The sequence below is a fragment of the Kineococcus deserti genome, assembly GCF_050871945.1.
Lineage (GTDB): Bacteria > Actinomycetota > Actinomycetes > Actinomycetales > Kineococcaceae > Kineococcus.
In genome coordinates, this window is the sequence record NZ_JBJLSI010000018.1 from 70530 (window position 1) to 96668 (window position 26139).

A 26139-nucleotide genomic window follows, 5' to 3' on the forward strand; every position below is an offset into this window, starting at 1 on the left:
GCTCCTCCGCTGCCCGGTCTCAGGCGGTGGCCGGGGCGGGCGACGGGATGCGGGCCCGGCTCTGCATCAACGGCTGGATCCGCTCCCCGAACGCGTCCAGACCGGCCAGGAAGTCGTCGAACGTCAGCATGATCCCCTTGACCCCGGGAACCTCCGCCGCCTCGTCCAGCATCCGCGCCACCGACTCGTAGGAGCCCACCAGGGTGCCCATGTTGAAGTTCACCGCGCCCTCGGGCAACGCGATCGTCCTGGCCGTCGACCCCTCACCGGCCGTCGCGTCCGCCCCCGCCTCGTCGGCCTGGTAGTTCAACGCCGCCAGGTCGGCGTTGTCGTGGTAGTCGTGCCACTTGGCCATCGCCAGCTCGTCGGTCTCGTCCGCGATCACCATGAACAACGCCAGTGCCCCCGACTCACGGCCGGCGGCCCGGACGGCCTCGACGTACCGTTGGCCCGTCTCCTGCATCGCCTTCGGCGTGTTCACCCCGGTGCCGAGCAGGAAGTCGTAGTCGGCGTTCTCGGCGGCGAACTTCATCCCGGTGTCGGACTGACCCGCCGCCACGATGTCGATCCGCCCCGCCGCCGGCAACGGCGAGAGCACGCAGTCGTCCATCGTGTAGAACTCGCCCTTGAAGTCGCTGCGTCCGCGCTCGGTCAGATCGCGCAGGACCCGCACGTACTCCCGCGCCCGCGCGTACCGGTTGGTGAAGTGCTCATCGCCCGGCCACAACCCCATCTGCGTGTACTCACCCGGGGCCCACCCGGTCACCACGTTCACCCCGAACCGGCCCGGCGCGATGGAGTCGATCGTCGAGGCCATCCGCGCCACCATCGCCGGCGGCAGCGTCAAGATCGCGGTCGAGGCGTACAGCTTGATCTTCTCGGTGACCGCCGCCAGGCCGGCCATCAACGTGAACGATTCCAGGTTGTGGTCCCAGTACTCGGTCTCCCCACCGAACCCGCGCAACTTGATCATCGACAGGGCGAAGTCCAGCCCGTGCTGCTCGGCCTTCTGCACGACCGCCTTGTTCAGCTCGTAGCTGGGCATGTACTGCGGAGACGACTTCGAGATCAACCAGCCGTTGTTGCCGATCGGGATGAACACACCGATGTCCACGAGAACCCCCTGGTCAGTCCGTCGGTCGGATCGTGACTGCGAATGTACGGACCGGTTGTTGCTCGCCAGTCTCAGGCGTGTGAACGCCGTGTTTCGTGCGACCCAGGTCAGCTGCGGGTGGATCCGCGTTCCACGAGTTCCACACCGAAGTTCCGCACCACCTGCGGCGCATGCGGATCGGCCATCCGCGCGAAGAGCGCGTCGCCCGCGGCCTGCGCCATCTCCCGCATCGGCTGCCGGACGGTCGTCAGGTCGATCATGGTCCACCCCGCCCACTCCAGGTCGTTGTAGCCGACGACCTGCAGGTCGCCCGGCACCCTCAGACCCAGTTGTGCCGCGGCCTCGAGCACCCCGAGGGCGATGTAGTCCGTCTCGCCGAACACCGCCTCGGGCCGGCGCGCAGCCGGCACGTCCAGCAGTTCCAGCGCCGCGCTCACCCCGAAGGCCGAGGTGACCGTGCCCCGGCGGATCAACGAGGGGTCCAGCGGACTGCCCAGCCTGGCCAGTTCCCGGGCGAACCCCCTGGCCCGCCGTCGCAGGCTCGGGTTGTCCGCGGGCCCGCCGACGACGGCGATCCGCCGCGCGCCACGCTCGTGCAGGTGAGCGGCCAGCAGTCGCCCACCGGTGAGGTTGTCCGAGGTCACCCGGTCCACCACGCGCGCCAGCCGACCCTCCACGTCCCGGTTGAGCACGACCAGCGGCAACCCGACCCCGACCAGGTCGGCCACCGCGGAGGAGCCGGTGCGGGCCGAGATGTGGACGATCCCGTCGACCAGGCCGCCCCGCAGGCTGTCCAGGTCCCGCTCGAACCGCCCCGCCCCCTCGTCGTGGTCCGACAGCAGCAGCACCCGGTGGTCGCGGGCGTGGAACTGCTCCTGCAGGACCTGGATCAGCAGCGAGTACGCCGGATTGCGCAGGTCACCGGAGACGATGGCGATCGTGCAGGTCCGCCGCGTGATCAGGCTGCGCGCCGACTGGTTGACGACGTAACCCAGCTCACGGGCCACCTGCAGCACGTGCTCGCGGGTCTGCGCGACCACCCGGGCGTCACCGCGCAGAGCCCGGGACACCGTCGACTGCGACACCCCCGCCGCCCGGGCGACGTCGTACCCGGTGACCGGGCCGTCGTGGTCACGGCCCGGCGGGATGACTGCGGAGTCGCTCACAGGGACAACCTAAGCTCGAACGCAGCTTCCGACCGGTGGGGAACAGGATGTCCCCCACCGGTCGAGGCCACTCAGCCGGACGGCACGCGACCCCCGCGTCGACCTCCCGCGAGTGCACGACCTCCCGCCGCGGGACCTGGTGACCCGCACGACCCACGAGGTGGACACGATGCCCCAGCCGGAGAACGACACCGCACCGCACGTCGCCGTCCTCCTCACCGGCGGCACCATCGGCAGCGGCGGCGACGACGAACTCGACCGGCTCGACTACGTCGACCTGGCCCACGTCCTGACCGACGAGGAAGCGGTGCCGCTCTACCGGTTCCCCCCGGGCGTCGAAGTCGGCGTCCGGCGGTTCTCCAGGATCCGGTCCAACGACGTCGACGAACCGTTCTGGTTCCGCCTGCGCGCTCGCATCCTGCAGATCCTCGAGGAGGAACCCGCGCCGTCCGGGATCGTCGTCGCCCACGGGACAGCCACGCTGGAGGAAACCGCCTACGTCCTGCACCTCACCGTGCCGACGCAGGTTCCGATCGTCGTCACCGGCGCCCAGCGCCCTCCGACCTCGATCGCCTCCGACGCGCAGACGAACCTGTGGAACGCCGTCGTCCTGGCGGCATCACCCCACGCTCGCGGACAGGGTGTCCTGGTCAGCCTCGACGAGCGGATCCTGTCGGCCCGGGACGTGGTGAAGAGCTCCAACCACGCGCTCGACACCTTCCAGGCCCGCGACCACGGCCCGCTCGGCGACATCGACCCCTACGGCAACGTGTTCCTCGAGCGCCGGGTGCTGCGACGGCACACGACGACCAGCCTCTTCGGGGCGCTCTTCGACCACGTCACCCCGCCGCTACCGCGCGTCGAGATCGTTCCCCTGTGGGCCGGCGTGGGCCCCGAGGTCATCGACCGACCCATCGCCTCCGGCGCCCAGGGCCTCGTGCTGGCGTCGATGCCGCCGGGAATGAGCCCGAGCACCGTCGAGGCGGCGGTCGACGCGGCGATCGCCGACGGGGTCGTCGTCGTCCAGGGCAGCCGCGCCGTGACCGGTCGGCTGGCTCACCGCCGCGGCCTCGAGCAGCGCGGCCTGCTGTCGACGGGGACGCTGTCGTTGCCCACGGCCCGCATCCTGCTCAGCCTCTGCCTGGCTGCGGGGCTCGACAGGAACGCGATCGCCGACGTGTTCGCCACGCACTGAACTCTTCGGCCCGCAGGGTTCGCGCAGGACGATCCCCGCGCCGCCGGGTCCGGCCGCAGGCAGCGCTGCTCGTGCTGGCGGCCGCGGCCGGCGACGACGCCGTCACGGCACGTTCTTCGCCGCACGGGGGACGCTTGCGGGCGGGCCGGTCCAGCTCAGCGGCGAACGGCGGCTTCCACCTCGACCAGCGCCTGGCTGCTGCGCAGGAACGAGGCCGTCACCTTGGACGGGTCGTCGAGGTAGCCGGCGACCATGGCGCCATCGCGCAGCAGCAGCAGGTCCTCGGCCGTGGCCGCCGGATCCGGAACACCCAGGGGCGTCACGAACTGCTGGAACGCGTCGCGGTACCAGGCGCGGTGCTCATCCACGACCCGGCGGGGTCCGCTGGCCGCATCGGGGTACTCGGCGGCGGCGTTGATGAAGGCGCAGCCGCGAAACCCCGGGCGGCAGGCCGCCGAGCCGATGAGTTCGGCCAGGGACTCCAACGCGGCCGGCACACCTTCCTCCGGCGCACGCGCCAAGGCCGCTGCCACGGCCCGGCGTTCCTGCTCGGAGCTGGCCTGCAGGTAGGCCACGACGAGGTCGTCCTTGGACTTGAAGTGCCGGTAGAAGGTCACCTTGGTCGTCTCGGCCCGCTCGATGACCTTGTCCACGCTCACCGCGCGAAGGCCGGCCGCGTAGAACAGCTCGCTGGCGGCGGTGACCAGGCGGTCGCGCAGGGACTCCTTCACGGCGCCGAGCATACGTGTCCCCTTCCTCCCACCCCGCCTTCCTCCGGCCCCTTGCGCCGCCGCCGCGGGGTGGGCTACGGTCATCGAAGTAGAGTGACTAGTCATTCTACTTCGGACTCACCGCCTGCGCCGAACACCGCCGCGGCCGTCCCGGTCGCCCGACCGCGCTCGCCGTCGGTCACCACGGCGGTCAGCAGGACGCGGTGGGCTCGCCCGTACGACGAGCGCGTACCCCGACCCAGCGAACACGAACTCCGGAGGAACCCCGTGGACCACCACACCGCAACGCCCGCCCCTTCCGCTCCCGAGACGGCATCCGGCACCGCACCTCGCGCCGCGGCCACCTTGCGCCGGCTGTACTTCACCCGTTTCGCCTTCGCCGTCGTCTGGGCTGCGGTGATCCTGTCGACGGCCTCACACCTGGGGCCGGTCACGGGGGCGCTGCTGGTGCTGTACCCGTTGTTCGACGTCGCGGCCACCGTCGTCGACGCGCGCGCCTCACGGGCCGACGGAGCGGCCGGTGGGCCGCTGACCGGCCTGTACCTGAACATGGCCGTCAGTTCGCTCACCGCCATCGCCGTCGGGTTCGCTGCCGCCTCCGGCATCCCCGCGGTGCTGCGCGTGTGGGGAGCCTGGGCCGTCGTGGCCGGGCTGATCCAGCTGATCGTGGCCGTCCGCCGCCGACGGATGGGCGGGCAGTGGCCGCTGATCGTCAGCGGCGCCATCTCCACCGTGGCCGGTACCTCCTTCATCGCCGGCGCCGGCGCGGCCGACCCGACGCTGACCGGCGCCGCCGGCTACGCCGTTCCCGGCGGGATCTTCTTCCTCATCTCCGCCCTGCGCCTGGGACGCGCCGCACGAGGCCGGTGACCACCACGCAGAACGTCCGCAGGAACTCCAGGCAACTGACGACGAGGCCGAAGACATGAACACCGACACGAACCCCGCGAACAACTCCTCCAGCAACTCCTCGACCCCCGGTTCCGACGGGACCGAGGACGACACCTTCGACGTCGTGGTCATCGGCGCGGGTCCGGTGGGCGAGAACGTCGCCGACCGCATCACCCGGGCCGGCCTGAGCGCCGCCGTCGTCGAACGCGAACTCGTCGGCGGGGAATGCTCCTACTGGGCCTGCATGCCCACCAAGGCCCTGCTGCGCAGCGCCGCGGTTCTGCGGGCCGCCCGGAACGTTCCCGGCGCCGCCCAGGCGGTGAGCGGCGAACTCGACGCCGCCGCAGTGCTGCAGCGCCGCGACGCCTTCGCCTCGCACTGGCACGACGAGGGTCAGGTCTCCTGGCTGCACGGCGCCGGCATCGCGCTGTACCGCGGGCAGGGGCGCATCACCGCCCCCCGCGTGGTGCAGGTCGACGACGGGACCGGCCGCCCGATCGTCCTGACCGCCCGGCACGCCGTCGTGCTCGCCACCGGCACCAGCGCCCTGGTGCCCGACATCACCGGGTTGCGTGCGGCGGGACCCTGGACCAGCCGCGACGGGGTCGCCGCCACCACGGTCCCGGACCGGCTGGCCATCCTCGGCGGCGGCGTCGTGGCCGCCGAGATGGCCACCGCCTACGCCGCCCTGGGTTCCGCCGTCACCGTCCTGGCCCGCGACGGCGTGCTGCCGCGCACCGAACCCTTCGCCGCAGCCCACGTCACCGCCGCCCTGCGCGAGGCCGGAGCCGAGGTGCGCCTCGGCGTCGAGGTCACCGCCGTGCACCGCGAGGGAACTGGACAGGTCCGGCTCGAACTGGGCGACGGAACGCAGCTCAGTGCCGACGAGGTGCTCGTGGCGGTCGGGCGCACCCCCAACACCGCCGATCTCGGCCTGGAGACCATCGGCCTCGAACCCGGGTCCTGGCTGACCGTCGACGACACCCTGCGGGTGCTCGACGAAGGCGGCCGGCCGCTGGCCGGCGACTGGCTCTACGCCGCCGGCGACGTCAACCACCGGGTCCTGCTGACCCACCAGGGCAAGTACCAGGCCCGCGCCCTCGGCGACGTCATCACCGCCCGCGCCCGCGGTGAACGGCTCGACCACGGCCCCTGGGGCCGGCACGCGGTCACCGCCGACGAGAAAGCGGTCCCCCAGGTCGTCTTCACCGACCCCGAGGTCGCCTCGGTCGGACTGACCGCCGCCGCCGCGCAGGCCGCCGGCCTGTCGGTGCGGATCGTGGACCACGACCTGGGCGCAGTGGCCGGCGCGGCGGTCCACACCGACGGCTACCGGGGCCACGCCCGCATGGTCGTCGACGAGGACCGCGAGGTGATCGTCGGGTTCACCCTCGTCGGCCCCGACGTGGCCGAACTGCTGCACGCCGCCACCATCGCCATCGTCGCCGAGGTGCCCGTCGACCGGCTCCGGCACGCCGTCCCGGCCTTCCCCACCATCAGCGAGGTCTGGCTGCGCCTGCTGGAGACCTACGAACGACCCGCCTGAACACTCCCGACGGTGACGGGCCACCGCACCGCACCGACCTCGTTCCCCACGACGACACACGACCCCGAAGGACACGGCATGCCCACGAAGATCACCTTCGTCATCGACAACCCCGACGAACCCGAGGCGTTCGAGCGCGCCTACCCGGAGGTGCTCGACCTCGCCCGCGCCCTGCCGCGCCTGCAGCGGCTGGAGTCGGCCAGGGTCTGGCCCAAGGAGGACGGCACGCCCACTCCTGCCCACCGGACCCTGGATCTGTACTTCGACAGCTACGAGGGCGCCTCGGCAGCGGTGGCGACACCGCCGGCCGCCGAACTGTTCCAGCAGTTGCTGGCGACCGGCACGCCCTTCACCGCCCTGTTCTCCGAGGTCGAGCCGCGATGACGGACCGGCGCGCTGCACCGTGCCCGGTTCCGCGGCGCCGTCGGGAACGCCGAGCCGGCCGGGGCACCGCGTACCCGCACCACCGGCAGGGAGCGACCGCTGCCAGCGCTCGCCCGACCTCGGGCTGGAGGCCGGGTCCGTCGATGCCGGCGCTTCGCTCGTGGGGGCGTCAGGCCGCGCAGTCGTTGCAGACGAACTGACCGCTGGTCCCGTCGTGCAGCTGGCTGCGGTGCTTGACCAGGAAGCAGCTGGTGCAGGTGAACTCGTCCTGCTGCCGGGGCAGCACCCGCACCGAGAGCTCCTCTCCCGACAGGTCCGCGCCGGGCAGCTCGAAGGACTCCGCCGCGACGGCCTCGTCCTCCTCGACGTCGGCCGAGGCGGAGGACGCGGATCGGCGGGTCTTCAGCTCCTCGAGGGAGTCGGTGTCCTCGTCGTCGGCGTTCTTGCGCGGCGCGTCGTAGTCGGTCGCCATCGTCACTCCCCTTGGTCCTGTCGGCTGCGCACAGGCCAACGCAGCCTGCGCACCGTTCATGCCCCACGTCCGGCCGGGAGCGAGCACGCATCATGCCGTGCGCCGCCCCCGCGGCCACCAGCGGCACCACCGCGGACCGGAGCCGGCGCGCTGTCCGCCCCACCCGCAGCACCCCGTCCGGGGCAGGAGCCCGGCACGACGATCCGGGATCGGCCCGGTGCGGAACGTCGCCCGTCGCGGACGAGCCGGAGTTCCCCGGTGCGACGGCTCCGGCGTCGATCGCGGACGACGGCCGGGAACGCGTGGGCGCAGGATGCTGGTCACGCCGCGACCGGGTCGGTCACGGCCGCCCGGTGACGCGTTCTCGACCGTTGTTCCTCCCACACCTCCGGTCCGGCCTGGAGGTGGACGCCATGTTCAGCGGTCTGGACGCACCGCTCGGTCTCCCGCGAGCCGCTGGGTGGGTGGGCGCCGGCGGCACCTCGACCTCGCCCGACCTGTTCGGGGCCGTCCCGTTCCCAGTGCACGGTGAGCCGCCCGTGGGGGGTTTCCAGCGCCGCGCGCGCCCACGCAGGCCCCCACCGGGACCGCCGGCCACCGCTCGCCCGCTCGGCGCGGCGGGGCGTCCGGGACGCGCCGGGGCGTGGTCGCGGCCGGGTCGGGACACTCCTGGTCCCGGCACCCTCCGTCCAGCGTGCGATGATCCTGGGGACACTCCACCGATCGAACAGGACGGGCATGGCCACCTCGAGGCGCACCCACGCCGCCAACAAGATGCCCTGGCCCGCCGGGAACCACCGGAGCCTGGAGCGGTTCCTCGACGAAGCCGACCGGGCAGGGACCCTCGACATCATCGCCGACCACCCCGCGGCGGCCACGGCCCTGGCGCTCGCGCCGCACAGCCTGGACGCGGCCACCGTCGGTACCGTCCTGCGCTACGCGGAGTCGCGCGAACAGGGTCTGGCCTTCCCGAGCGCCTGGCAGCACTGGCAGCAGGTCACCGGCGACCAGTACGCCGACCGCGCCGCGGCCGCCGAGGGCTTCGCCGAGTTCGCCGCCGAGCTCACCGGCGAGGACTGGGACCGCGCTGCAGGCGCCACCGTCGAGGAGCAGCTCGTCGGGTTCATCGACGCGGTGGTCGCGGGCCGCGCGAACGGCGCCAGTCCCCGCGAGGCGCTCGACGCGCTGCCCGGAACGGCTTAGCCGCACCCGGCCCCGGCGCCGGTGGCAGCGCGGCGGAGCGAGCCGCGGAGGTCACGCCGGCGTCAGCGCCCCGCGTCCCGCCGGTCCCGCTGGTAGGCCGTCCACGCGTCCGTGCACCCCTGGCACCGGCACCCGAGGTTCCGGTAGCCGTTCGCCGAGCCGTGGCGAGGGTCGGTCGGGTCGGCCAGGAACGTCGCCTTGACCTCGGCCGTCGACGGCCGGCGGGCAGCCGTCCCGAGCCCCAGCTCGGCCCGCCAGGTGCGGATCGTCGGGTGGCTGACGCCCAGCAACGTCGCCGCCTGCTGCTGCGGGAGGTCGGCGGTGGCCTCGACGGCCTGCTGCCAGCTGGCGTGACCGGAGCGGCGCGCGATCTCGTCGCGGTCGTGGCGGGGCACGGGCACCACCGTACGCCGGGCGCGAAAACCAGGTGCGCCCGACCACGCGTGTCGAACAGCATCACGCCATGACCGAACCGCTGCAGAACCGGGTGGTCGTCGTGACCGGAGCCAGCCGACGCAACGCCATCGGCGCGGCGATCGCCCGCCGGGCCGTGGCCGACGGCGCCGCGGTGCTCCTGCACACCTGGTCCGCGCACGACGCCGAACAGCCCTGGGGCGCCGACGTCGGCGGTCCCGAAGCCCTGCTCGCCGAGCTCCGCGAGGACGGCGGTCGTGTCGAGCACCTCAGTGCCGACTTCGCCGATCCCGGCACGCCGACGGCGGTGATCGCCACGGCCCGGGACGCCTTCGGCCACGTCGACGCCCTCGTGGCCAACCACGCGCGCAGCAGCCTGCAGGACTTGGAGCAGCTGACCGCCGCCGAACTCGACCTCAGCTTCGCGGTCAACACCCGGGCCAGCCTGCTGCTGGTCCAGGCCTTCGCCGCGCAGCACGACGACGACCGACCCGGTGGGCGGGTCCTGCTGTTCACCTCCGGGCAGTACCACGGCGCCATGCCCGCCGAACTGCCGTACATCGCCTCCAAGGCGGCGCTGCACGAGCTCACCCGCAGCCTGGCCGTCCACCTGATGCCGCGCCGGATCACCGTGAACTGCATCAACCCCGGCCCCAACGACACCGGGTACGCCGACGACGCCGGCCGCGCGGCGGTGGCCGCGGCGAACCCGGGGGCACGCTGGGGCGCCCCGGCCGACACGGCCCGGCTGGCCGGATGGCTGCTCAGCGACGAGGCCGACTGGGTCACCGGTCAGACGATCGCCTCCGACGGAGGGTGGTCGGCTCGCTGAGCCGGTCCACCAGTCACGACGGCTCTGGCACAGTGACCTCGTGGACCTGCCCGACGTCACCCTGCGGTTGTGGCGCCCGCAGGAGGCGCCCAGGTTGTTCGACCTGCTGTCCCGCGTCGAGGTGACGCGCTGGTTCGGCTCTGCGAGCCGAGCGCCGCTGACCGACGTCGAGCAGGCCCGGCAGCGCATCACGCAGTGGGCCCTGGACTTCGACGAACCGCTGGGGACCCGGGCCATCGTCGCGGCCGACCGCGCCGCCCCGGTCGGCAGCGTGCTGCTGTTCCGCGCCCCGAACGCCCTGCACGGCGAGATCGAGGTCGGCTGGTACCTGCACCCCGACGCGACCGGACGCGGTTACGCCGCAGCCGGTGCCCGCCAGGCGGTGCTGGAGGCCTTCGCCGCCGGGCACCCCGAGGTGTGGGCCCTGACCCACACCGACAACCACCCCAGCCGCGCCACGGCCGCGCGGATCGGCATGCGGGACCTCGGGGTGGTCGACGGGCTGTGGCACGAGGGCCCGTCGCAGTTGTTCGTCGTCTCGCCCGGAACCCAGGGGTGATCAGCAGGTGGCGACGAAACGCTGCAGGACGCGCACCCCGAACTCCAGCGCGTCCACCGGGACGCGTTCGTCGATGCCGTGGAACATGCCCGCGAAGTCCATCCCGGCCGGCAGCCGCAGCGGGGCGAAACCGTAGCCGCGGATGCCGAGCCGCGAGAACGACTTGTTGTCGGTTCCGCCGGCCAGGCAGTACGGCAGCACCTTCGCGCCCGGGTCCTCGGCCAGCAGCGCGGCCTGCATGCGGTCCACCAGCGGCGCGGCGAACTCGGTCTCCAGGGCCACGTTCTCGTTGACGACCTCGACGTCCACCCGTTCCCCCGCCAGTTGCCGGATCACCTCGAGGAGGTCGTCGCGCCGGCCCGGCAGGAACCGGGTGTCGATCAGCGCGCTCGCCGACCCCGGGATGACGTTGTGCTTGTAGCCGGCGTCCAGGACCGTCGGGTTGGAGGTGTTCTGCAGCGTCGCGCCGACCCAGCGGGCCGTGGTGCCGAGCTTGGCCAGCAGCGCCGAGGGGTCGGTCTCCTCGAACGGCACCCCGGTGATCTCCGAGACGCCTTCGAGGAACTGCCGGACGGTCGCGGTGTACTCCAGCGGCCAGGTGTACTCACCGATCCGGGTCACGGCGGCGCACAGCCGGGTGACGGCGTTGTCGGTGCCGACCTGCGAACCGTGCCCGGCGCGGCCGTGGGCGACCAGGCGCAGCCAGGCCAGCCCCTTCTCGGCCGTCTGCAGCAGGTAGGTGCGCTGACCGTCGAGGTCGAGGGAGAAACCGCCCACCTCGCTGACGGCTTCGGTGACGCCCTCGAACAACTCCGGTCGGTTCTCCACGAGCCACTCCGCGCCCTGCACGCCGGCGGCCTCCTCGTCGGCGAGGAAGGCGAAGACGAGGTCGCGCGGGGGCTTGGCGCCCGTGCGCGCGATGTCGCGCAGGACGGCCAGCAGCATGGCGTCCATGTCCTTCATGTCGACCGCGCCGCGGCCCCACAGGCAGCCGTCGGCGATCTCGCCGGCGAACGGGTCGACCTTCCAGTCCGCGGCCTGGGCCGGCACGACGTCGAGGTGGCCGTGCAGCAGCAGCGCGCCGCGCTCGGCCGTCCCGCGCTCGTCACCGGGGACGCGCACGACGACGTTGCCCCGCTGGGGAAAACCCTCGACGTACTCCGGCTGCAGACCGACCTCGTGCAGCAGCTCCATGACGTGCTCGGCCGCGACGCGCTCGCCGGGACCAGAACCGTCCCCGTAGTTGGAGGTGTCGATGCGCAGGAGGTCTCGGCACAGGTCCACGACCTCGGACTCGGCGGCGTTCGGGCTGGTCTGGGAGGCGTCCGGGCTCACGCCCCACACCGTAGACGAAGCCCACCGGTGAGCCTCGGGTAGCGTCCCGGTGCCATGGACCACGCCCCCGCCAGCGCCGGCGACGCGCAGGACTGGTCGCTGGAGACTCCCCGGGGCCTGAGCGACACCGTGCACGACGCGATCCTCGAGCTGCTCATGAACCGCGGGCTCGAGCCCGGCTCGGCCCTGCGCACCCAGCTGCTCGCCGACCGCCTCGGCGTCTCGGCCACCCCGGTGCGCGAGGCCCTGGCCCGGCTGGAGGGCACGGGGCTGGTCGTGCGCACCGCCCGGCGCGGCTACCGGGCCGCACCGCTGCTGTCGGCCGAGGAGCTCGGCCAGCTCGTCGACGTGCGCCTGCTGGTCGAGCCGGGCAACGCCGAGCGCGCCTGCGCCCGGGCCGACGACGCCTTCGTCGCCCGGCTGTGGACCGCGGTCGAGGAGCAGCGCCAGGCGCCGACCGGGCCGGGCTACGCCGGCTTCAAGCACTACCTGGAGGCCGACTGGTCCTTCCACGAGCTGCTCGCCGAGGGCACGGGCAACCCGTTCATCGTCCGGACCCTGGACTCCTTCCGCGGATTCGTGCAGCGTCTGCACCAGGTCGAGGAACGGGTCAGCGATGCGCAGGAGAGCGTGGCCGAGCACGAGGCGATCGTGCGCGCCTTCGAGGCCCGCGACCCGGAGGCCGCGGCCGAGGCGATGCGCCGGCACCTGCACGGCGTGCTCGACCGCGCGGTCGGGTGATTCCGGCGAGGCGCTCGCCAAGCGACGTGATTTTCTATAGAATCTGCAACGACGACGACGACTACTGGAGTGAGTGAGACGTGAGCGACGACGCGCACACCACCACGAGCACCCGCGTGTTCGACGGTTTCCCCGACGTGCTGACCCGGCAGAACTGGCCGATCACCGTGCCGATGATGCCCCACCCGCACGTCCTGAAGGACGGCTCGACCGTCCAGGACCAGCCGGCCGAGGGCTGGCTGGAGACGCTGGAGGTCATGACCGACGCGGGCTACACCTGCATCGACCCCACCGACACGTGGATCCGCATCGCGGACCTGTCGCCGGCCCGGCAGCAGGAGTTCGCGCAGACGATCCGCGCCGCCGGCCTGCAGATCCCGGCCTTCTCCACCTCGCGCCGCTCGGTCATGGACCACGAGAAGGCCGACGAGAACCTCGCCTACTCGCACCGCGCCATCGACGCGTGCGCTGCGATCGGCATCCCGGTGGTGAACTTCGGGTTCATGCGTGGCTTCACCCCCGCCCAGGCCAAGGCGCTGTGGTTCTGGCTCGAGCCGGGCTACTCCGACGACTTCAGCGAGGACGTCCGCAAGGTCGCCGTCGGCAAGATCCAGGAACTGGCCAAGCACGCCCAGGAAGTCGGCGTCCAGATCGCGCTGGAGATGTACGAGGACACCTACCTCGGCACCGCCGACGGCATGGTGCAGTTCGTCCAGGACGTCGGCTACGACAACGTCGGGCTGAACCCGGACTTCGGCAACATCCTGCGCCTGCACCGCGAGGTCGAGCCGTGGGAGGAGATCGCCGCCAAGACGTTCCCCTACACGAACTACTGGCACCTGAAGAACTACTACCGCGACGAGGAGCCGTCGACCGGCTCGGTGCGCACCCACCCGGCTCCCCTGGAGTTCGGCACCATCAACTACCGCAAGGCCATCTCGATGGCGATCGAGGCCGGTTTCCGCGGCGCCTTCTGCGTGGAACACTACGGCGGCGACAGCATCAGCGTCGGCGCGACCAACCGGGAGTACATCCGCCGCGTGCTGCCCAAGGTGACCCCGTACCAGCCGTTCAGCAGCGGCGCTGCGAACCACTGAGCGATCGAAGGAGACCGTTCGCATGACGAAGATCTTCGGAAACCCGGCGACGTTCGTCGACGAGGCCGTCGCGGGTTTCGTGGACCTGTACTCGCAGTACGTCCAGCCGGTGCCGCACGGCGTGATCCGCTCCACGGCGACCCCCGAGGGCAAGGTCGCCGTCGTGGTGGGCGGCGGCTCGGGGCACTACCCCGCCTTCGCCGGCTACGTCGGGCCGGGCCTGGCCGACGGCGCGGTGTGCGGCAACGTGTTCGCCTCCCCCTCCACCCGCTGGGTCTACGACGTGGCCAAGGCCGCCCACCGCGGCGGGGGCGTGGTCCTGGGCTTCGGCAACTACGCCGGGGACATCCTGAACTTCGGCCTGGCCGCCGAACGGCTGCGCGCCGAGGGCATCCCGGCCGAACTGCTCGTGGTCACCGACGACGTCGCCTCCGAGGGCCAGGGCGCCAATGGTGAACGTCGCGGCATCGCCGGCGACGTGGTCGCCTTCAAGATCGCCGGCGCGGCGGCCGAGGCCGGCTACTCCTTCGACGACGTGGTGCGCGTCTCGCGCCACGCCAACGACGTGACCCGCTCGATGGGCATCGCCTTCGCCGGCTGCACCCTGCCCGGGGAGAGCGAGCCGCTGTTCACCGTCACCGAAGGCCACATGGGCGTCGGGCTGGGCATCCACGGCGAGCCGGGTATCAGCGAGGAACCCATCGGCACGCCCTCCGAGATCGCCGACCTGCTGGTCGACAAGGTCCTGGCCGGCAAGCCCGAAGGCGTCGGCGCCGAGGATGGCCACGGCGGGAAGATCACCGTCCTGGTCAACGGCCTGGGCTCGACCAAGTACGAGGAGCTGTTCCTGCTCTACGGCCCCATCGCCCAGCGGCTGCGCCAGGCCGGCTACCAGATCGTGGCCCCGCAGGTCGGTGAGCTGGTCACCTCCTTGGACATGGCCGGCGCCTCGCTGACCGTGACGTGGCTGGATGAGGAGCTGGAAAGGCTGTGGACCGCCCCGGCCCAGTGCCCGGCGGTGTCCATCGGCCCGGTCATCGAAACCACCCCGGCGCCGGTCTACGAGGTGCCCGAGGACGAGGTCGCCGACTACTCCGGCACCCCCGAGGCCGCCCAGGCCGCCGGCCGCAAGGTCGCCGAACTCATCGAGGCCGTGCGCGACGTCCTTCAGGACGCCGAGGCCGAACTGGGCCGCATCGACGCCATCGCCGGTGACGGTGACCACGGCACCGGCATGGTCAACGGCTCGGTCGCCGCCGCCCAGGCCGCCCGCGCCGCCGCCGACGCCGGGGCCGGGGCCGGCGCCACGCTGTCCGCGGCCGGGGGCGCCTGGGCCGACCGCGCCGGTGGCACCTCCGGAGTGATCTGGGGGGTGCTGCTGCACGCCTTCGCCGACAAGCTCGGTGATGCCGGCACCCCGAGCGCCCAGCAGGTCGCCGAGGGCGCGACCGCCTCGGTGGAGGCCGTCATGCGGCTGGCCGGGGCGCGGGTGGGCAACAAGACGATGCTGGATGCCCAGGTGCCCTTCGCCGAGAAGCTGGCCGAGCAGGTCGCGGCCGGGGAGGACCTGAAGACGGCCTTCACCGCCGCCGCGCAGGCCTCCACCGCGGCGGCGGAGGCCACCAAGGACCTGCGTCCGCAGATCGGCCGCGCCCGGCCGCTGGCCGAACGGTCCCTGGGCCACCCCGATGCCGGGGCCGTGTCCCTGGCGCTGGTCACCCGCACCGTCGCCGACAAGCTCTGAGGAAGGGAACGACATGACTGATCTGCAGTGGCGCGTCGTCGTCGCCGCCGACGAGGCCGGGGTGTCCTACAAGGACGCGATCAAGGCCGACCTGCTCAAGGACCCCCGGGTCAAGGAGGTCATCGACGTCGGCGTGAACGGCGACGACGACAAGACCGCCTACCCGCACGTGGCCGTCGCGGCGGCCCGCAAGATCGCCGCCGGCGAGGCCGACCGCGGCATCCTGGTCTGCGGCACCGGCATGGGCGTCGCCATCGCGGCGAACAAGGTGCCGGGCATCCGCGCCTCGGTCGCGCACGACTCCTTCTCGGCCGAGCGGCTGGTGCTGTCCAACAACGGTCAGGTCCTGACCCTGGGCGAGCGCGTCATCGGCAAGGAGCTGGCCCGCCGGCTGGCCAAGGAGTTCCTGGGCTACGTCTTCGACGAGACCTCCGCCTCGGCCGCCAAGGTCGACGCGATCACCGGGTACGAGTCCGGGACGGAGGGCGAGGCAGGTACCGTCGGGTCCTGCTGAGACCCTTCGAGACCTGGAGCCTTGCCCACCATGACGACCCGTCCCCGCCCGCTCGTCGGGGTCAGCCTGAAGATGTACTTCTCGCTGGCCCGCACGCGCAGCTACCTCGCCGACGTGGCCACCCTCGGTCCGGTGGTCGCCGAGTCGGGTGTGGACGCGTTCGTCATCCCCGACTTCCTCACCGTGACCACCGGTATCGACCTGCTGCGCGGCACCTCGATCGCCATCGGCGCGCAGGACGCGTCGTGGGAGGACTTCGGGGCACTGACCGGCGAGGTGTCCCCGGCCGCGCTGCGCGAGGCCGGGGCCCGGTACGTCGAGATCGGCCACGCCGAACGGCGGCGGATGTTCGCCGAGGACGACATCGTCACCGCCCGCAAGGCCGCGGCGGCCGCGCGCAACGGCCTGGTCCCGCTGGTCTGCATCGGGGAGAACGTCCGCATCGACGTCGCGGACGCGGCCCGCAGCACCATCAGCCAGGTGCTGGCCGCGCTCGAGGACGTCCCGTCCGAGGCCGAGGTCGTCATCGGCTACGAGCCGAACTGGGCCATCGGGCAGACCGAACCGGCCCCGCCGGAGCACGTCGTCGGGGTCACCACGCGGCTGCGTGACGCCTTGTCGCACCGTCGCGGGGTGACCCGCATCCTCTACGGCGGCAGCGCCGGCCCGGGCATGTTCACCGACGTCGCCGAGGGCGTCGACGGCCTCTTCCTGGGCCGTTTCGCCCACGACGTCGCCAACTTCAGGGCCGTGATCGAGGAGATCGCGGCCCACCCGCTCAACGCAACCAACAGCACGAGCTCCGAGTCGGCGGCCGACCGCGCCTGAGGCGCGGGAGGTCTCCTGCCCGGAGCACGTCGGATCCCACAGGAGACCTCCCGTGCCCACCGCACCCCGCACCGACAAGATCACCAAGGTCGCCCAGATCGGCACCGGCTACATGGGCGGCGGCATCGCCCAGTCGCTCGCGCTGGCCGGCAACGACGTCTGGCTCGCCGACGCCGACAAGGAGTCGACGCAGCGCAACTACGAGCGTCTGCTCAAGGAGTCCGAGCTCTTCGAGGCGCAGGGCCTGTTCGCCCAGGGCAGCACCGAGGTCCTCAAGGCCAAGTTCCACCCTGCGGACTCCATCGAGGAGGCCGTCGCCGACGTGCACTTCGTCGAGGAAGCCGTCTTCGAGGACCCGGCCGTCAAGAAGGACGTCCTGTCCCGCGTCGAGAAGGCCGTCGCCCCCGGCACGATCATCGGCACCAACACCTCCACCATCCCGGTGAAGGTCCTCGCCGAGGCGTTCGAGGACGCGTCGCTGTTCCTGACCGTGCACTTCTCCAACCCGGCGCCGTTCATCCCCGGCGTCGAGCTCGTCACCGGCGAGGCGACGAACCCGGCCGTGCTGCCGCTCATCGACGACCTGCTGACCCGCGCCGGCCGGCGCGGCGCCCAGGTCAAGGACGTCCCCGGTTTCGTGCTGAACCGCCTGCAGTACGTCCTGCTGAAGGAGGCCATGACGGTCGTCGAGGAGGGTGTGGCCACCCCCGCCGACGTCGACACCATCGTCTCCACCACCTTCGGTTTCCGGCTGCCGTTCTTCGGGCCGTTCGCGATCGCCGACATGGCCGGCCTCGACGTGTACGCCAAGGGTTTCAAGGTCCTCGAGGACCACTTCGGCGAGCGCCTGTCCGCCCCGGCCAACCTCACCGAGCTCGTCGCCGCCGGCAAGTACGGCACGAAGACCGGTTCGGGTTTCCTGGAGCTCGAGCCCGAGAAGCTCGCCGCGCTCATCGACTACCGCAACAAGGCGTACCAGAAGATGGGCGAGCTGCTCGCCGAGCTCGGCCCGTCGCCGATCGCGGAGTGACCTCGCACTGAACCGCTAGTCCAGGCAGAACTCGTTGCCCTCGACGTCGGCCATCACCAGGTGCCCGGCGTCGAGGGGCGGCGCGGGGTCGTGCCGGGCCAGTCGCGTCGCGCCGAGGGACCCCAGCCGGTCGGCCTCGGCTTCCAGTGCCGCCATCCGCTCCTCGCCCTGCAGGCCCGGGGCGGCGCGCACGTCGAGGTGCACGCGGTTCTTGACGGTCTTGCCCTCGGGAACCTTCTGGAAGAACAGGCGCGGACCGTGGCCCTCGGGGTCGACGAGGGCCGAGGCGTCGTTGCGGTGCTGGGGCGGGACGCCGAGGGCCTCCAGCGCCTCGTCCCAGCTGCCGAAGGGCGGCGGTGGCGGCTGCACCTGGTAGCCGAGCACCTCGGCCCAGAAACCGGCCACGGCGGCCGGGTCGGCGCAGTCGAACGTCACCTGGAACTCGCGGGCCACCTCAGTTCCCCTCTCGGTGGGTGTGGGCGTACAGGTCGCGCAGCAGGGCCACCTCGGCGAGGTGGTGGATGAGCTCGCGGTGGACGAGCAGGACGAGGGTCGCCATCGGCTCGCCGGCAAAACCACCCTCGGTCGGGCCGCACGGACGCCGCAGTTCCTCCTCGCCCAGCGCTGCGACGCCGACCAGCCACCGCCCGTAGTGCTCGTCGAGCTGGGCCAGGGCTGCCTCGGCCGTGGTGGCGTACCTGAAGGACTCGTAGTCGGCGGCCGGCCCGCCGAAGTGCGCGGCGTTGCGCGCGGCCAGGACGCCCACGAGCACGTGACCCAGCCGCCACGCGATGGTCGTCATCGGCGCGGGCACGGGTTCGGGGAACGCGAAGTCGATGGTCATCTCCCCCGAGCCGCCCTGCACCGGGGCGGTTCCCGTCCCCCGCGGCCGGACGTTCCAGCTGCCGGGCGCCGGCTCCCAGAAGTACTCCTCGTCGCTCATCCCCTCGAGCCGAGCCCGCAGCTGGTGCTGCCAGTGCCACTCGATCTGGTCGCGCAGCAGCTGGTTCCAGGTGAAGTCGCTCATGGCACGAGGTTGACGCTGAACCCGGACCGGAGCGTTCCGTGATCGGTGACAGGATCGGGACGTGAACGTCGAGGGCACCACCGAGCGGGTCCTGCGCCTGCTCGCGCTGCTGCAGCGCCGGCCGACGTGGACCGCCGGCGAACTGGCCGCCGAGCTGGGGGTCACCGACCGCTGTGTGCGCCGCGACGTCGAACGGCTGCGCAACCTCGGCTACCCCGTGCACGCCACGGCCGGGGTCGGCGGCGGCTACTGCCTCGGCGCCGGTACCCGGCTCCCGCCGCTGCTGCTCGACGACGAGGAGGCCATCGCCACGGCCGTCTCGCTGCGGCTGGCCTCCGGAAGCGTCGCGGGTGCCGCCGAGGCGGCCCTGCGAGCGCTGGCCAAGCTGGACCAGGTGATGCCGCCCCGGTTGCGTGAGCAGGTCCGGGCGGTCCACGGCGCCACCGACACCCTCCTGCCCGAGGGCGAGACCATCGACGCCGATGTCCTGGTCACCCTGGCCCGGGCCTGCCGGGACCTGGTCCGCGTCCGGTTCGGCTACCCCGGCCGCGACGGCGAGCCGCACGAGCGCACCGTCGAACCGGTGCGGCTGGTGACGACCGGCCGGCGCTGGTACCTCATGGCCCACGACGTGGACCGCGACGACTGGCGCACGTTCCGGCTGGACCGGATGGGACCGGTGTCGGCCACCACGTGGCGGTTCCGGCCCCGCGAGCACCCCGACCCCGCCGGTCACGTCCAACGCTCGGTGACCGCCGCGCCCTACCGCTACCTGGCCCGGATCCGGTTGCGGGCCGGTGCGGCGCAGATCCGCGGCCAGGTGCCCCCGACCGTCGGGGAGGTGCTGGCCGACGGCGCGGACCACTGCGTCCTGGTCGTCGGCGGCGACGACCTGGACTGGCTCGCCGCGCACGTCGCCCGCCTCGGGGTGCCGGCCGAGGTGCTGGAACCGGCGGAACTGCGCGAGGCCGCCGGACGCCTGTCGGACAGGCTGGCGGCCCTCGCGGGTACCGTGGCCCCCGCACCGTCCGAGCCCGAGGAGAACCGCGCGTGAACCCGTACATCGCCTTCGCCCTGCTGAGGGTCGGGTTCCTCGTGCTGCCGCTCGGCGTGCTGACCCTGCTCGGGGTCGAGGCGCCGCTGTCGATCGCCATCGCCGTGCTGCTGTCGGTCGTGCTGTCCGCGGTGTTCCTGCGCGACCAGCGCCGGCGGATCGCCGAGCGCATCACCGACCGCGCACAGCGTCAGGCCGGCCGACGCCAGTGACCCGCGGCCTGGTCGATCACCGGTCGACCACCGGTCGATCAGAGGTCGCGGGTGGTCGACTCGTAGGTGGTCGATCCGGTTCCCGGGTCACGACGGGCCGTGCTGGTCGTCCGCCGCGTGCGGGGCCGGAAGAGGACGAACTCGAGCACGAGCCACAGGACGCCGACGAGCATGAGGATGGCGCCCACCGTCTGCAGGTCGATCCCTGAGAGATCGACGGTCACCGCGAAGGCGAGGATCGCCCCCAGGGCGATGAGGAAGATGCTCGAACCCAGTCGCATGGTGTGATCGTCCTCCCCCGGCGGGGCAGCCGCACGTCGGAGGGCGGCAGCCCCCTCCAGGGCCTCCGGGTCGGCGGAGTCGCTAGTCTGGCCCGCTGTGGCAGAACAGGTCTCCTTCTTCAGCTCCACCGGTGACCGGCTCGCCGGCCTGCTCGACCTGCCCGAGGGCGAGGTCCGCGGATGGGGGATCTTCGCGCACGGCTTCACGCTGGGCAAGGACTCCCCCGCGGCCTCGCGGATCTGCAAGGGGCTGGCCGCCGAGGGCATCGGCATGCTGCGCTTCGACAACCTCGGTCTGGGGGACTCCGAGGGTGACTGGGGCGACGGGTCGTTCACGCACAAGGTCGACGACACCGTGCTGGCCGCGGCCTTCATGGCCGAACGCGGTACCCCGGCCGCGCTGCTGGTCGGGCACTCCTTCGGCGGCGCGGCCGCCATCGCCGCCGCCAACCAGGTCCCGGACCTGCAGGCCGTCGTGAGCATCGCCGCCCCCTCCGAACCCCGCCACGTCGAGCACAACTACGACGCCCTCCTCGACCGTGTCCTGGCCGAGGGGCACGCGCAGTGGCTGGTCGGCGGGCGGGCGCTGACGCTGAAGCGGGCGTTCATCGAGGACGTCCGCAACGCCGACCTGAAGCGGCAGATCCGGCGGTTGTCGGTACCGCTGCTGGTGATGCACTCCCCCACCGACGACACGGTGAGCGTGGACAACGCCAGCGCCATCTTCAAGGCGGCCCCGCACCCACGCAGCTTCATCTCGCTGGAAGGTTCGGACCACCTGCTCGTCGCCCGCGGTCAGGCCCGCCGGGCCGCCCGCATCATCAGCGCGTGGGCCGACCAGTACCTGCGCGACGTCACCCCGACCGGGAACTGAGACCCCCTCAGGCGCCCCGCAGGTCCAGCGGCAGCTCGGCCGCGGCACCCTCGACCAGCCGCACCGGGATTCCCCAGTCCTGCTGGTACAGGTGGCAGGCCGCGAACTCCGGAACCTCGCCGGTCTCCGGGTCGCCGTCGCACGCCGCGGCCTGGACGCTGACGTGCAGCACCCCGGAGGTGAACTCCGGCGCGAACTCCAGCGTCCGCGACAGCCCCTGAGCCGCACCCTTTCCGGAGAGCAGGAGTTCCGGCGGGGTGGAGGCGACGACGAGGCGCGTGGGATCCCCCCACTGGTCGTCGAGCTTCTGGCCGGTCGGCGGGGTGAAGCTCACCGACAGTTCGACGGTGCCGGCAGCCAGGTCGGTCGGCGGGCGCTGCACGCGCTGCGCCCCGGCGTCGACCCGGACCGCGGCGGGAACCAGTTCACGGGTGAGCCGGTGCGCGGAACTCTCCACCACGACCAGGGTGTCGCCGTCGACGAGCACGTCGGACGGTTCGGCCAGGTCGCGCAGGAGCGTCGAGACCTCCCCCGTCGCCGGGTCGTACCGGCGGACCGCGCCGTTGTAGGTGTCGGCCACCAGGATCGAGGAGTCGGGAGCGACCGCCACGCCGAGCGGGTGCTGCAGCAGCGCCTGCGCGGCCGGGCCGTCGCGGAACCCGAAGTCGAACAGCCCCTGACCGACGTGGGTGGTCACCTCGTACCCCGCCCCGGCCACGGGGGCGACGTTGGCCATCCGGTCGTCGGTGACGGTGTGCACCTCCCGGTCGGGGTCCCCGTTGCGACGCAGGGTCCGCAACGCCGAGGTCTCGGCGTCGACGAGCCACAGCAGTTCGCCCTCGGGTGTCTCCTGCACCGCGAGACCCGACGTCTGCGCGAACCAGGCCTCTTGCGCCGGGCCGTCCTCGATCCCCTCGGCCGTCGTGCCGGCCAGCACCCGCACGACCCCGGCGACCGGGTCGAACGCCCACAGCTGGTGCACGCCCGCCATGGCCACGACGACCTGGCCGTCGAACCAGGCGACGTCCCACGGCGTCGACAGGTCCTGCTGCAGCGCCGGCCCACCGCCCTCGCGGCGGCGCAACTGGTTCCCCGTTCCCGCCACGGTCCGCACGGTCCCGTCGGCCAGGCGGATGCCGCGCAGGGCGTGGTTCACGCTGTCGGCCACGACGACGTCGTACCCGACCGCCGCTGCGACCGCGGCCGGCAGGACCGCTGCTCCCTGGGGTTCGGCGAACGTCGCCTCCTGCGCCGGGCCGTCGTCGAAGCCGCGCCGGCCGCTGCCGAAGCGCCGGCGTTCGGTCTCACCGTCCGCGTCCAGTTCCACGAGCTGGTGGTGGGCGGTGTCGGCGACCAGCAACCCGCCGTCGGGCGAGCGGACCACCCGGGCCGGGAAGCGGAACGCCGACCCCGAGGGCCGGGGTGGCACGTAGGGGCCGTCCCCGCGCCGCAGGGTTCCCCTCGCCTCGTGCTCGGCGACGAGCTCGGAGACCAGGACGTCGAGGCCGTGCGCGTGGCCTTCGCCGGACATCGACGCGACGACGTACCCCTCGGGGTCGACGACGACCAGCGTCGGCCACGCCCGCGCCGCGTACGCCTGCCACGTCGTCAGCTCCGGGTCGTCCAGCACCGGGTGGTGGACGGCGTAGCGGTCCACGGCCGCGTCGAGCGTGGCCGGTTCGGCCTCGTGGGCGAACTTGGGCGAGTGCACGCCGACCGTCACCAGGACGTCGGAGTACTTCTCCTCCAGCGGCCGCAGCTCGTCCAGGACGTGCAGGCAGTTCACGCAGCAGCTGGTCCAGAAGTCCAGCAGGACGACCTTGCCGCGCAGCTGCGCCAGCGACAGGTCGCCGTCGGTGTTCAGCCACCGGCGGCCCACGAGCTGCGGGGCACGGACGCGGGAACGGCGGGCGGGGGTGGTGCTGCTCACCGGACCAGTGTCCTCCTGCGCGCTGCGGGACGTGCGCCGCGGTGCAGTTCTCGCCGCGACCCGGCGGTGTCCTCCGCCGTCGTGGGGTTCAGCCGGCCGAACGCGTCGCGGCGCTGGTCGATGCGGCGGACGCGGAACTGCCCGAGGCGTCGTGGACCGACCCGACCGACACCCTGCCGGCGCCGCAGCACTGGCTGGGCCACGGCACCCGGGCAGCTGACCTGCACGCCCAGTTCAGCCCCAGCCCAGCGCACGCGATCCGGCGGCCGTCGCCGCCGCCAGCACGACCACGACGATGAACGGAGCACGGCAGACCAGCGCGACGACGGCGACCAGCAGGCCCGCCGCCCGCGCGTCCACGACGAGGTCCTGACCGGTGGAGAACGTCTGCAGCACCACGAGCGAGGCCAGCAGCGCGGCGGGCAGCATCCCGGTCAGCCGGCGGACGCGCGGTTCCTCCAGCCGCGCCGGGGGCACCACGTACCCGGCCAGCTTCGTGGCGAAGGCGATGGCCGAGGCGGCCAGCACGGCGGTCCAGAGGTTCACGCGGCCCTCGATCCCGCGGGCCAGAACCACGCGAGGAGCGAGCCGGCGACCGCCGCGGCGATGACGGGCAGACCCTGCGGGATCACCGGCACCAGCGCCGTCGTGACCACCGCGCCGACGACCGCGACGGCGACCGGTTCGCGAGCGTTCAGTCGCGGCCAGAGCAGTCCGACGAACGCCGCCGAGGCCGCGGCGTCCAGGCCGAACCGCTGCGGGTCACCCAGCGCGTTGCCCGCCAGCGCACCCACGAGGGTCATGAGGTTCCACCCGGCGTAGACGCCCAGCCCCGTCAGCCAGAACCCCAGGCGCCGCAACGGTGGCGTCGGCTGCGACACGGCCACGGCGGTCGACTCGTCGATGGTCACCTGGGCCACGGCCAGCCGGCGCCAGCCGCGCGGCCGCAGCACCGGGCCGAGCTGCAGGCCGTACAACGCGTTGCGCACTCCCAGCAGCGAGGAGGCGGCCACGGCCGCGCCGACGGTGCCCCCGCCGCCCAGCACACCGATGAGCGCGAACTGCGAGCCGCCGCTGAACAGCAGCAGCGACAGCAGGCACGTCTGCAGCACGCTGAGTCCGCTGGTGACGCTCAGGGCGCCGAAGCTGACGCCGTACAGGCCGGTGGCGACCGCGACCGACAGGCTCTGCCGGACGACGGCCGCGCGGTCGGGTGGGTCGGCGGGCGGTGGCGGGGTGGCTGGGGCGTCGGTCACGGAGGCCAGCATGCCCGTCCGGCCTCCCGTCTGGCCCGACGGCCGGGGCGGTGCTTCGCTGGTCGGGTGGAACCACGGGACAAGGTCTTCCTCATCACCGGCGCCTCCTCGGGCATCGGCGCCGCGACGGCGCGCGCGGCGTCGGCAGCGGGCGCGAAGCTGGTCCTGGCGGCCCGCCGCGCCGACCGCATCGAGGCCCTGGCCGCCGAGCTGGGTCACGCGGTGGCGGTGCGCACCGACGTCACCGACGACGAGCAGGTCCGCGCGGCCGTGCAGGCGGGCGTCGAGGCGTTCGGCGGCGTCGACGTGCTGGTCAACAACGCCGGTCAGGGGTTGCACGCGCCTCTGCGGGACGTCGATCCGGACGACTTCCGCGCGGTGCTGGAACTCAACGTCGTCGCCCCGCTGGTGGCGTTGCAGGCGGTGCTGCCGGTGATGCGCGCCCGCGGCGGCGGTGCGGTCGTGGACGTCAGCTCCGGCACCTCGCGCGCGGTGCTGCCCGGGGTGGGGGCCTACGCGGCGAGCAAGTCGGCCCTCAACATGCTCTCGGCCGTGGCCCGCCGGGAACTGGCCGCCGACGGGATCGTCGTCTCGACCGTGTACCCGTTCATCACGGCCACGGAGTTCCACGACTCGCTGCGGGCCGGCGAGCTGCGCCAGCCGCCCGGAACTCCCCCGCCGCACACCGCCGAGCAGGTGGCCGAGGCGGTCCTGCAGCTGGTGCGCAGTGGTGAGCCCGAAGCGGTGCTCGTCCCGGAGGGCTTCGGCCGGTAGGTACCCTGACCCCCGCGAGTGGTGACGGGAGCGGGTGTGGACAGGACGGGCGCGGCCGGCAGGGCCACGTTGTCGGACGTCGCCAAGGCGGCCGGGGTTTCCGTCGCGACGGCGTCGAAGGCGTTGCGGGACATGCCCCGGGTCGGGGCCGAGACGCGGGCGCGGGTGCAGCGGGCGGCGCAGGAACTGGCCTACCAGCCGAACCACCTGGCGCAGTCGCTGGTCCTGGGGCGTTCGTCGACGATCGGGCTGGTCACCTCCGACCTGCAGGGCCGGTTCTCGACGCCGGTCCTGGTCGGCGTGGAGGACGCGCTCGGGCGGCACTCCACCTCGGTGCTGCTGTCGAACGCGCGCGGTGACGCCGAGCTGGAGCGGCAGCACGTGGAGATGCTGTTGTCGCGCAACGTCGACGGCCTGATCGTGGTGAACGCCGAGACCAACGCGCGGCCCTCGCTGGCGCTGGCCTCCCCCGTTCCGGTCGTCTACGCCTACGCGCCCTCGACCGACCCGGCCGACGCCTCGGTGACCTGCGACAACCGGGGCGCCGGCCGGCTGGCGGTCGAGCACCTGCTGGACCTGGGGCGTCGGCGCATCGCCGTGATCGGGGGCGATCCGACGTACACCGCGGCGCAGGACCGCGCGGCGGGGGCACTGGAGGCGCTGCGCGGGGCGGGGCTCGCACCGCAGGGGCAGGTGCGGTTCGGGCGGTGGGACGAGCGCTGGGGCCGGGAGGCCGTGCGGCTCCTGCTCGACGAGGGCGCCGCCCTCGACGCGATCGTGTGCCAGAGCGACCAGATCGCCCGCGGCTGCCTGGAGGCCCTGGAACGTGCCGGTCGCCGGGGGGGGGGGGGGGGGGGGGGGGGGGGGGGGGGGCCGCGCGCTCCCCCCGGGGGGGGGGGGGGCCCGGCCCCCCCGCCCCCCCACCCCCACAACAC

At 72.9% G+C, this 26139-nt stretch carries 31 protein-coding genes; 18 read left to right on the forward strand and 13 right to left on the reverse strand.

What is annotated here, in order from left to right:
* Nucleotides 1-19 precede the first annotated feature (19 nt).
* Both rutA and ACRYR2_RS14775 read right to left on the reverse strand, forming a co-directional pair.
* A complete protein-coding gene (gene rutA / locus ACRYR2_RS14770) occupies nt 20-1114 on the reverse strand; it encodes a pyrimidine utilization protein A (RefSeq protein ID WP_432563638.1) in 1095 nt (364 codons plus the stop codon).
* Between the two features lie 107 nt (nt 1115-1221).
* The gene (locus ACRYR2_RS14775) at nt 1222-2280 is read right to left on the reverse strand and encodes a LacI family DNA-binding transcriptional regulator (protein WP_432563639.1); all 1059 of its coding nucleotides are present in this window, start codon (nt 2278-2280) and stop codon (nt 1222-1224) included.
* Between the two features lie 169 nt (nt 2281-2449).
* On the opposite strand from ACRYR2_RS14775, the gene ACRYR2_RS14780 reads away from it, so the two are divergent.
* Nucleotides 2450-3475: an asparaginase gene (locus tag ACRYR2_RS14780; RefSeq protein WP_432563640.1), complete on the forward strand. Its 1026-nt coding sequence runs from the start codon at nt 2450-2452 to the stop codon at nt 3473-3475.
* A gap of 155 nt (nt 3476-3630) precedes the next feature.
* On the opposite strand, the gene ACRYR2_RS14785 is transcribed toward ACRYR2_RS14780, so the two are convergent.
* The gene (locus ACRYR2_RS14785) at nt 3631-4206 is read right to left on the reverse strand and encodes a TetR/AcrR family transcriptional regulator (RefSeq protein WP_432563641.1); all 576 of its coding nucleotides are present in this window, start codon (nt 4204-4206) and stop codon (nt 3631-3633) included.
* Nucleotides 4207-4473: 267 nt separating this feature from the next.
* Between ACRYR2_RS14785 and ACRYR2_RS14790 the strand changes: the two genes are divergently transcribed.
* The 3 genes from ACRYR2_RS14790 (at nt 4474) to ACRYR2_RS14800 (ending at nt 7027) form a co-directional block, all read left to right on the forward strand.
* The gene (locus tag ACRYR2_RS14790) at nt 4474-5076 is read left to right on the forward strand and encodes a hypothetical protein (RefSeq protein WP_432563642.1); all 603 of its coding nucleotides are present in this window, start codon (nt 4474-4476) and stop codon (nt 5074-5076) included.
* Between the two features lie 55 nt (nt 5077-5131).
* Nucleotides 5132-6643 (forward strand): dihydrolipoyl dehydrogenase family protein, encoded by a 1512-nt coding sequence (locus tag ACRYR2_RS14795; RefSeq protein ID WP_432563643.1) that lies wholly within the window; start codon nt 5132-5134, stop codon nt 6641-6643.
* Nucleotides 6644-6721: 78 nt separating this feature from the next.
* The gene (locus tag ACRYR2_RS14800; protein ID WP_432563644.1) at nt 6722-7027 is read left to right on the forward strand and encodes an EthD domain-containing protein; all 306 of its coding nucleotides are present in this window, start codon (nt 6722-6724) and stop codon (nt 7025-7027) included.
* Between the two features lie 169 nt (nt 7028-7196).
* Here ACRYR2_RS14800 and ACRYR2_RS14805 read toward each other — a convergent pair whose 3' ends face one another.
* Entirely contained in the window at nt 7197-7499 is a 303-nt protein-coding gene (locus tag ACRYR2_RS14805) for a DUF4193 domain-containing protein (protein ID WP_432563645.1), read from the reverse strand.
* A 738-nt stretch (nt 7500-8237) separates the two neighbouring features.
* On the opposite strand from ACRYR2_RS14805, the gene ACRYR2_RS14810 reads away from it, so the two are divergent.
* Entirely contained in the window at nt 8238-8702 is a 465-nt protein-coding gene (locus tag ACRYR2_RS14810; protein WP_432563646.1) for a hypothetical protein, read from the forward strand.
* A 62-nt stretch (nt 8703-8764) separates the two neighbouring features.
* Here the strand turns inward: ACRYR2_RS14810 and ACRYR2_RS14815 are convergent, their stop codons facing one another.
* Nucleotides 8765-9097 carry a hypothetical protein gene (locus ACRYR2_RS14815; RefSeq protein ID WP_432563647.1) on the reverse strand — a complete coding sequence of 111 codons (333 nt, stop codon included), beginning with the start codon at nt 9095-9097 and terminating at the stop codon, nt 8765-8767.
* Nucleotides 9098-9165: 68 nt separating this feature from the next.
* Between ACRYR2_RS14815 and ACRYR2_RS14820 the strand changes: the two genes are divergently transcribed.
* Nucleotides 9166-9948 carry an SDR family oxidoreductase gene (locus ACRYR2_RS14820; RefSeq protein WP_432563648.1) on the forward strand — a complete coding sequence of 261 codons (783 nt, stop codon included), beginning with the start codon at nt 9166-9168 and terminating at the stop codon, nt 9946-9948.
* Between the two features lie 40 nt (nt 9949-9988).
* Nucleotides 9989-10507 carry a GNAT family N-acetyltransferase gene (locus ACRYR2_RS14825; RefSeq protein ID WP_432563649.1) on the forward strand — a complete coding sequence of 173 codons (519 nt, stop codon included), beginning with the start codon at nt 9989-9991 and terminating at the stop codon, nt 10505-10507.
* On the opposite strand, the gene ACRYR2_RS14830 is transcribed toward ACRYR2_RS14825, so the two are convergent.
* The gene (locus ACRYR2_RS14830) at nt 10508-11842 is read right to left on the reverse strand and encodes a M20/M25/M40 family metallo-hydrolase (protein ID WP_432563650.1); all 1335 of its coding nucleotides are present in this window, start codon (nt 11840-11842) and stop codon (nt 10508-10510) included.
* 54 nt (nt 11843-11896) lie between these two features.
* Here ACRYR2_RS14830 and ACRYR2_RS14835 point away from each other — a divergent pair, with 54 nt between their 5' ends.
* The 6 genes from ACRYR2_RS14835 (at nt 11897) to ACRYR2_RS14860 (ending at nt 17796) form a co-directional block, all read left to right on the forward strand.
* Nucleotides 11897-12583 carry a GntR family transcriptional regulator gene (locus tag ACRYR2_RS14835; protein WP_432563651.1) on the forward strand — a complete coding sequence of 229 codons (687 nt, stop codon included), beginning with the start codon at nt 11897-11899 and terminating at the stop codon, nt 12581-12583.
* 80 nt (nt 12584-12663) lie between these two features.
* Nucleotides 12664-13680 carry a sugar phosphate isomerase/epimerase family protein gene (locus ACRYR2_RS14840; protein ID WP_432563652.1) on the forward strand — a complete coding sequence of 339 codons (1017 nt, stop codon included), beginning with the start codon at nt 12664-12666 and terminating at the stop codon, nt 13678-13680.
* A 22-nt stretch (nt 13681-13702) separates the two neighbouring features.
* A complete protein-coding gene (locus ACRYR2_RS14845; protein ID WP_432563653.1) occupies nt 13703-15424 on the forward strand; it encodes a dihydroxyacetone kinase family protein in 1722 nt (573 codons plus the stop codon).
* Between the two features lie 13 nt (nt 15425-15437).
* Entirely contained in the window at nt 15438-15938 is a 501-nt protein-coding gene (locus ACRYR2_RS14850) for a ribose-5-phosphate isomerase (RefSeq protein WP_432563654.1), read from the forward strand.
* Between the two features lie 30 nt (nt 15939-15968).
* The gene (locus ACRYR2_RS14855) at nt 15969-16766 is read left to right on the forward strand and encodes a triose-phosphate isomerase (RefSeq protein ID WP_432563655.1); all 798 of its coding nucleotides are present in this window, start codon (nt 15969-15971) and stop codon (nt 16764-16766) included.
* A gap of 52 nt (nt 16767-16818) precedes the next feature.
* On the forward strand, nt 16819-17796 hold the full coding sequence (locus tag ACRYR2_RS14860; RefSeq protein WP_432563656.1) for a 3-hydroxyacyl-CoA dehydrogenase family protein: 978 nt from the start codon (nt 16819-16821) through the stop codon (nt 17794-17796).
* Nucleotides 17797-17811: 15 nt separating this feature from the next.
* On the opposite strand, the gene ACRYR2_RS14865 is transcribed toward ACRYR2_RS14860, so the two are convergent.
* Both ACRYR2_RS14865 and ACRYR2_RS14870 read right to left on the reverse strand, forming a co-directional pair.
* Complete coding sequence (locus ACRYR2_RS14865) at nt 17812-18249, reverse strand: VOC family protein (RefSeq protein WP_432563657.1); 438 nt, start codon at nt 18247-18249, stop codon at nt 17812-17814.
* A 1-nt stretch (nt 18250) separates the two neighbouring features.
* A complete protein-coding gene (locus ACRYR2_RS14870) occupies nt 18251-18823 on the reverse strand; it encodes a DinB family protein (protein WP_432563658.1) in 573 nt (190 codons plus the stop codon).
* 61 nt (nt 18824-18884) lie between these two features.
* On the opposite strand from ACRYR2_RS14870, the gene ACRYR2_RS14875 reads away from it, so the two are divergent.
* Complete coding sequence (locus ACRYR2_RS14875; RefSeq protein WP_432563659.1) at nt 18885-19877, forward strand: helix-turn-helix transcriptional regulator; 993 nt, start codon at nt 18885-18887, stop codon at nt 19875-19877.
* Nucleotides 19874-20089 carry a DUF4229 domain-containing protein gene (locus ACRYR2_RS14880; RefSeq protein WP_432563660.1) on the forward strand — a complete coding sequence of 72 codons (216 nt, stop codon included), beginning with the start codon at nt 19874-19876 and terminating at the stop codon, nt 20087-20089. The genes ACRYR2_RS14875 and ACRYR2_RS14880 overlap by 4 nt, the downstream gene beginning before the upstream one ends.
* Before the next feature lie 38 nt (nt 20090-20127).
* On the opposite strand, the gene ACRYR2_RS14885 is transcribed toward ACRYR2_RS14880, so the two are convergent.
* A complete protein-coding gene (locus ACRYR2_RS14885; protein WP_432563661.1) occupies nt 20128-20370 on the reverse strand; it encodes a DUF6458 family protein in 243 nt (80 codons plus the stop codon).
* A gap of 97 nt (nt 20371-20467) precedes the next feature.
* Here ACRYR2_RS14885 and ACRYR2_RS14890 point away from each other — a divergent pair, with 97 nt between their 5' ends.
* A complete protein-coding gene (locus ACRYR2_RS14890) occupies nt 20468-21244 on the forward strand; it encodes an alpha/beta hydrolase family protein (RefSeq protein ID WP_432563662.1) in 777 nt (258 codons plus the stop codon).
* 7 nt (nt 21245-21251) lie between these two features.
* Here ACRYR2_RS14890 and ACRYR2_RS14895 read toward each other — a convergent pair whose 3' ends face one another.
* The 4 genes from ACRYR2_RS14895 to ACRYR2_RS14910 are packed head-to-tail and all read right to left on the reverse strand — an operon-like array spanning nt 21252 to nt 24430.
* Nucleotides 21252-23174, reverse strand: coding sequence for an NHL domain-containing thioredoxin family protein (locus ACRYR2_RS14895; RefSeq protein ID WP_432563663.1), 1923 nt, complete (start codon nt 23172-23174; stop codon nt 21252-21254).
* Nucleotides 23171-23377: a hypothetical protein gene (locus tag ACRYR2_RS14900; RefSeq protein WP_432563664.1), complete on the reverse strand. Its 207-nt coding sequence runs from the start codon at nt 23375-23377 to the stop codon at nt 23171-23173. Before ACRYR2_RS14900 ends, ACRYR2_RS14895 begins: the two co-directional genes overlap by 4 nt.
* Nucleotides 23378-23408: 31 nt before the next feature.
* A complete protein-coding gene (locus ACRYR2_RS14905; protein ID WP_432563665.1) occupies nt 23409-23720 on the reverse strand; it encodes an AzlD domain-containing protein in 312 nt (103 codons plus the stop codon).
* Complete coding sequence (locus ACRYR2_RS14910; protein ID WP_432563666.1) at nt 23717-24430, reverse strand: AzlC family ABC transporter permease; 714 nt, start codon at nt 24428-24430, stop codon at nt 23717-23719. Before ACRYR2_RS14910 ends, ACRYR2_RS14905 begins: the two co-directional genes overlap by 4 nt.
* Nucleotides 24431-24496: 66 nt before the next feature.
* Here ACRYR2_RS14910 and ACRYR2_RS14915 point away from each other — a divergent pair, with 66 nt between their 5' ends.
* Both ACRYR2_RS14915 and ACRYR2_RS14920 read left to right on the forward strand, forming a co-directional pair.
* Nucleotides 24497-25204: an SDR family oxidoreductase gene (locus tag ACRYR2_RS14915; RefSeq protein ID WP_432563667.1), complete on the forward strand. Its 708-nt coding sequence runs from the start codon at nt 24497-24499 to the stop codon at nt 25202-25204.
* Nucleotides 25205-25240: 36 nt separating this feature from the next.
* The coding region (locus ACRYR2_RS14920) for a LacI family DNA-binding transcriptional regulator (protein WP_432563668.1) at nt 25241-26139 on the forward strand (899 nt) is incomplete at its 3' end.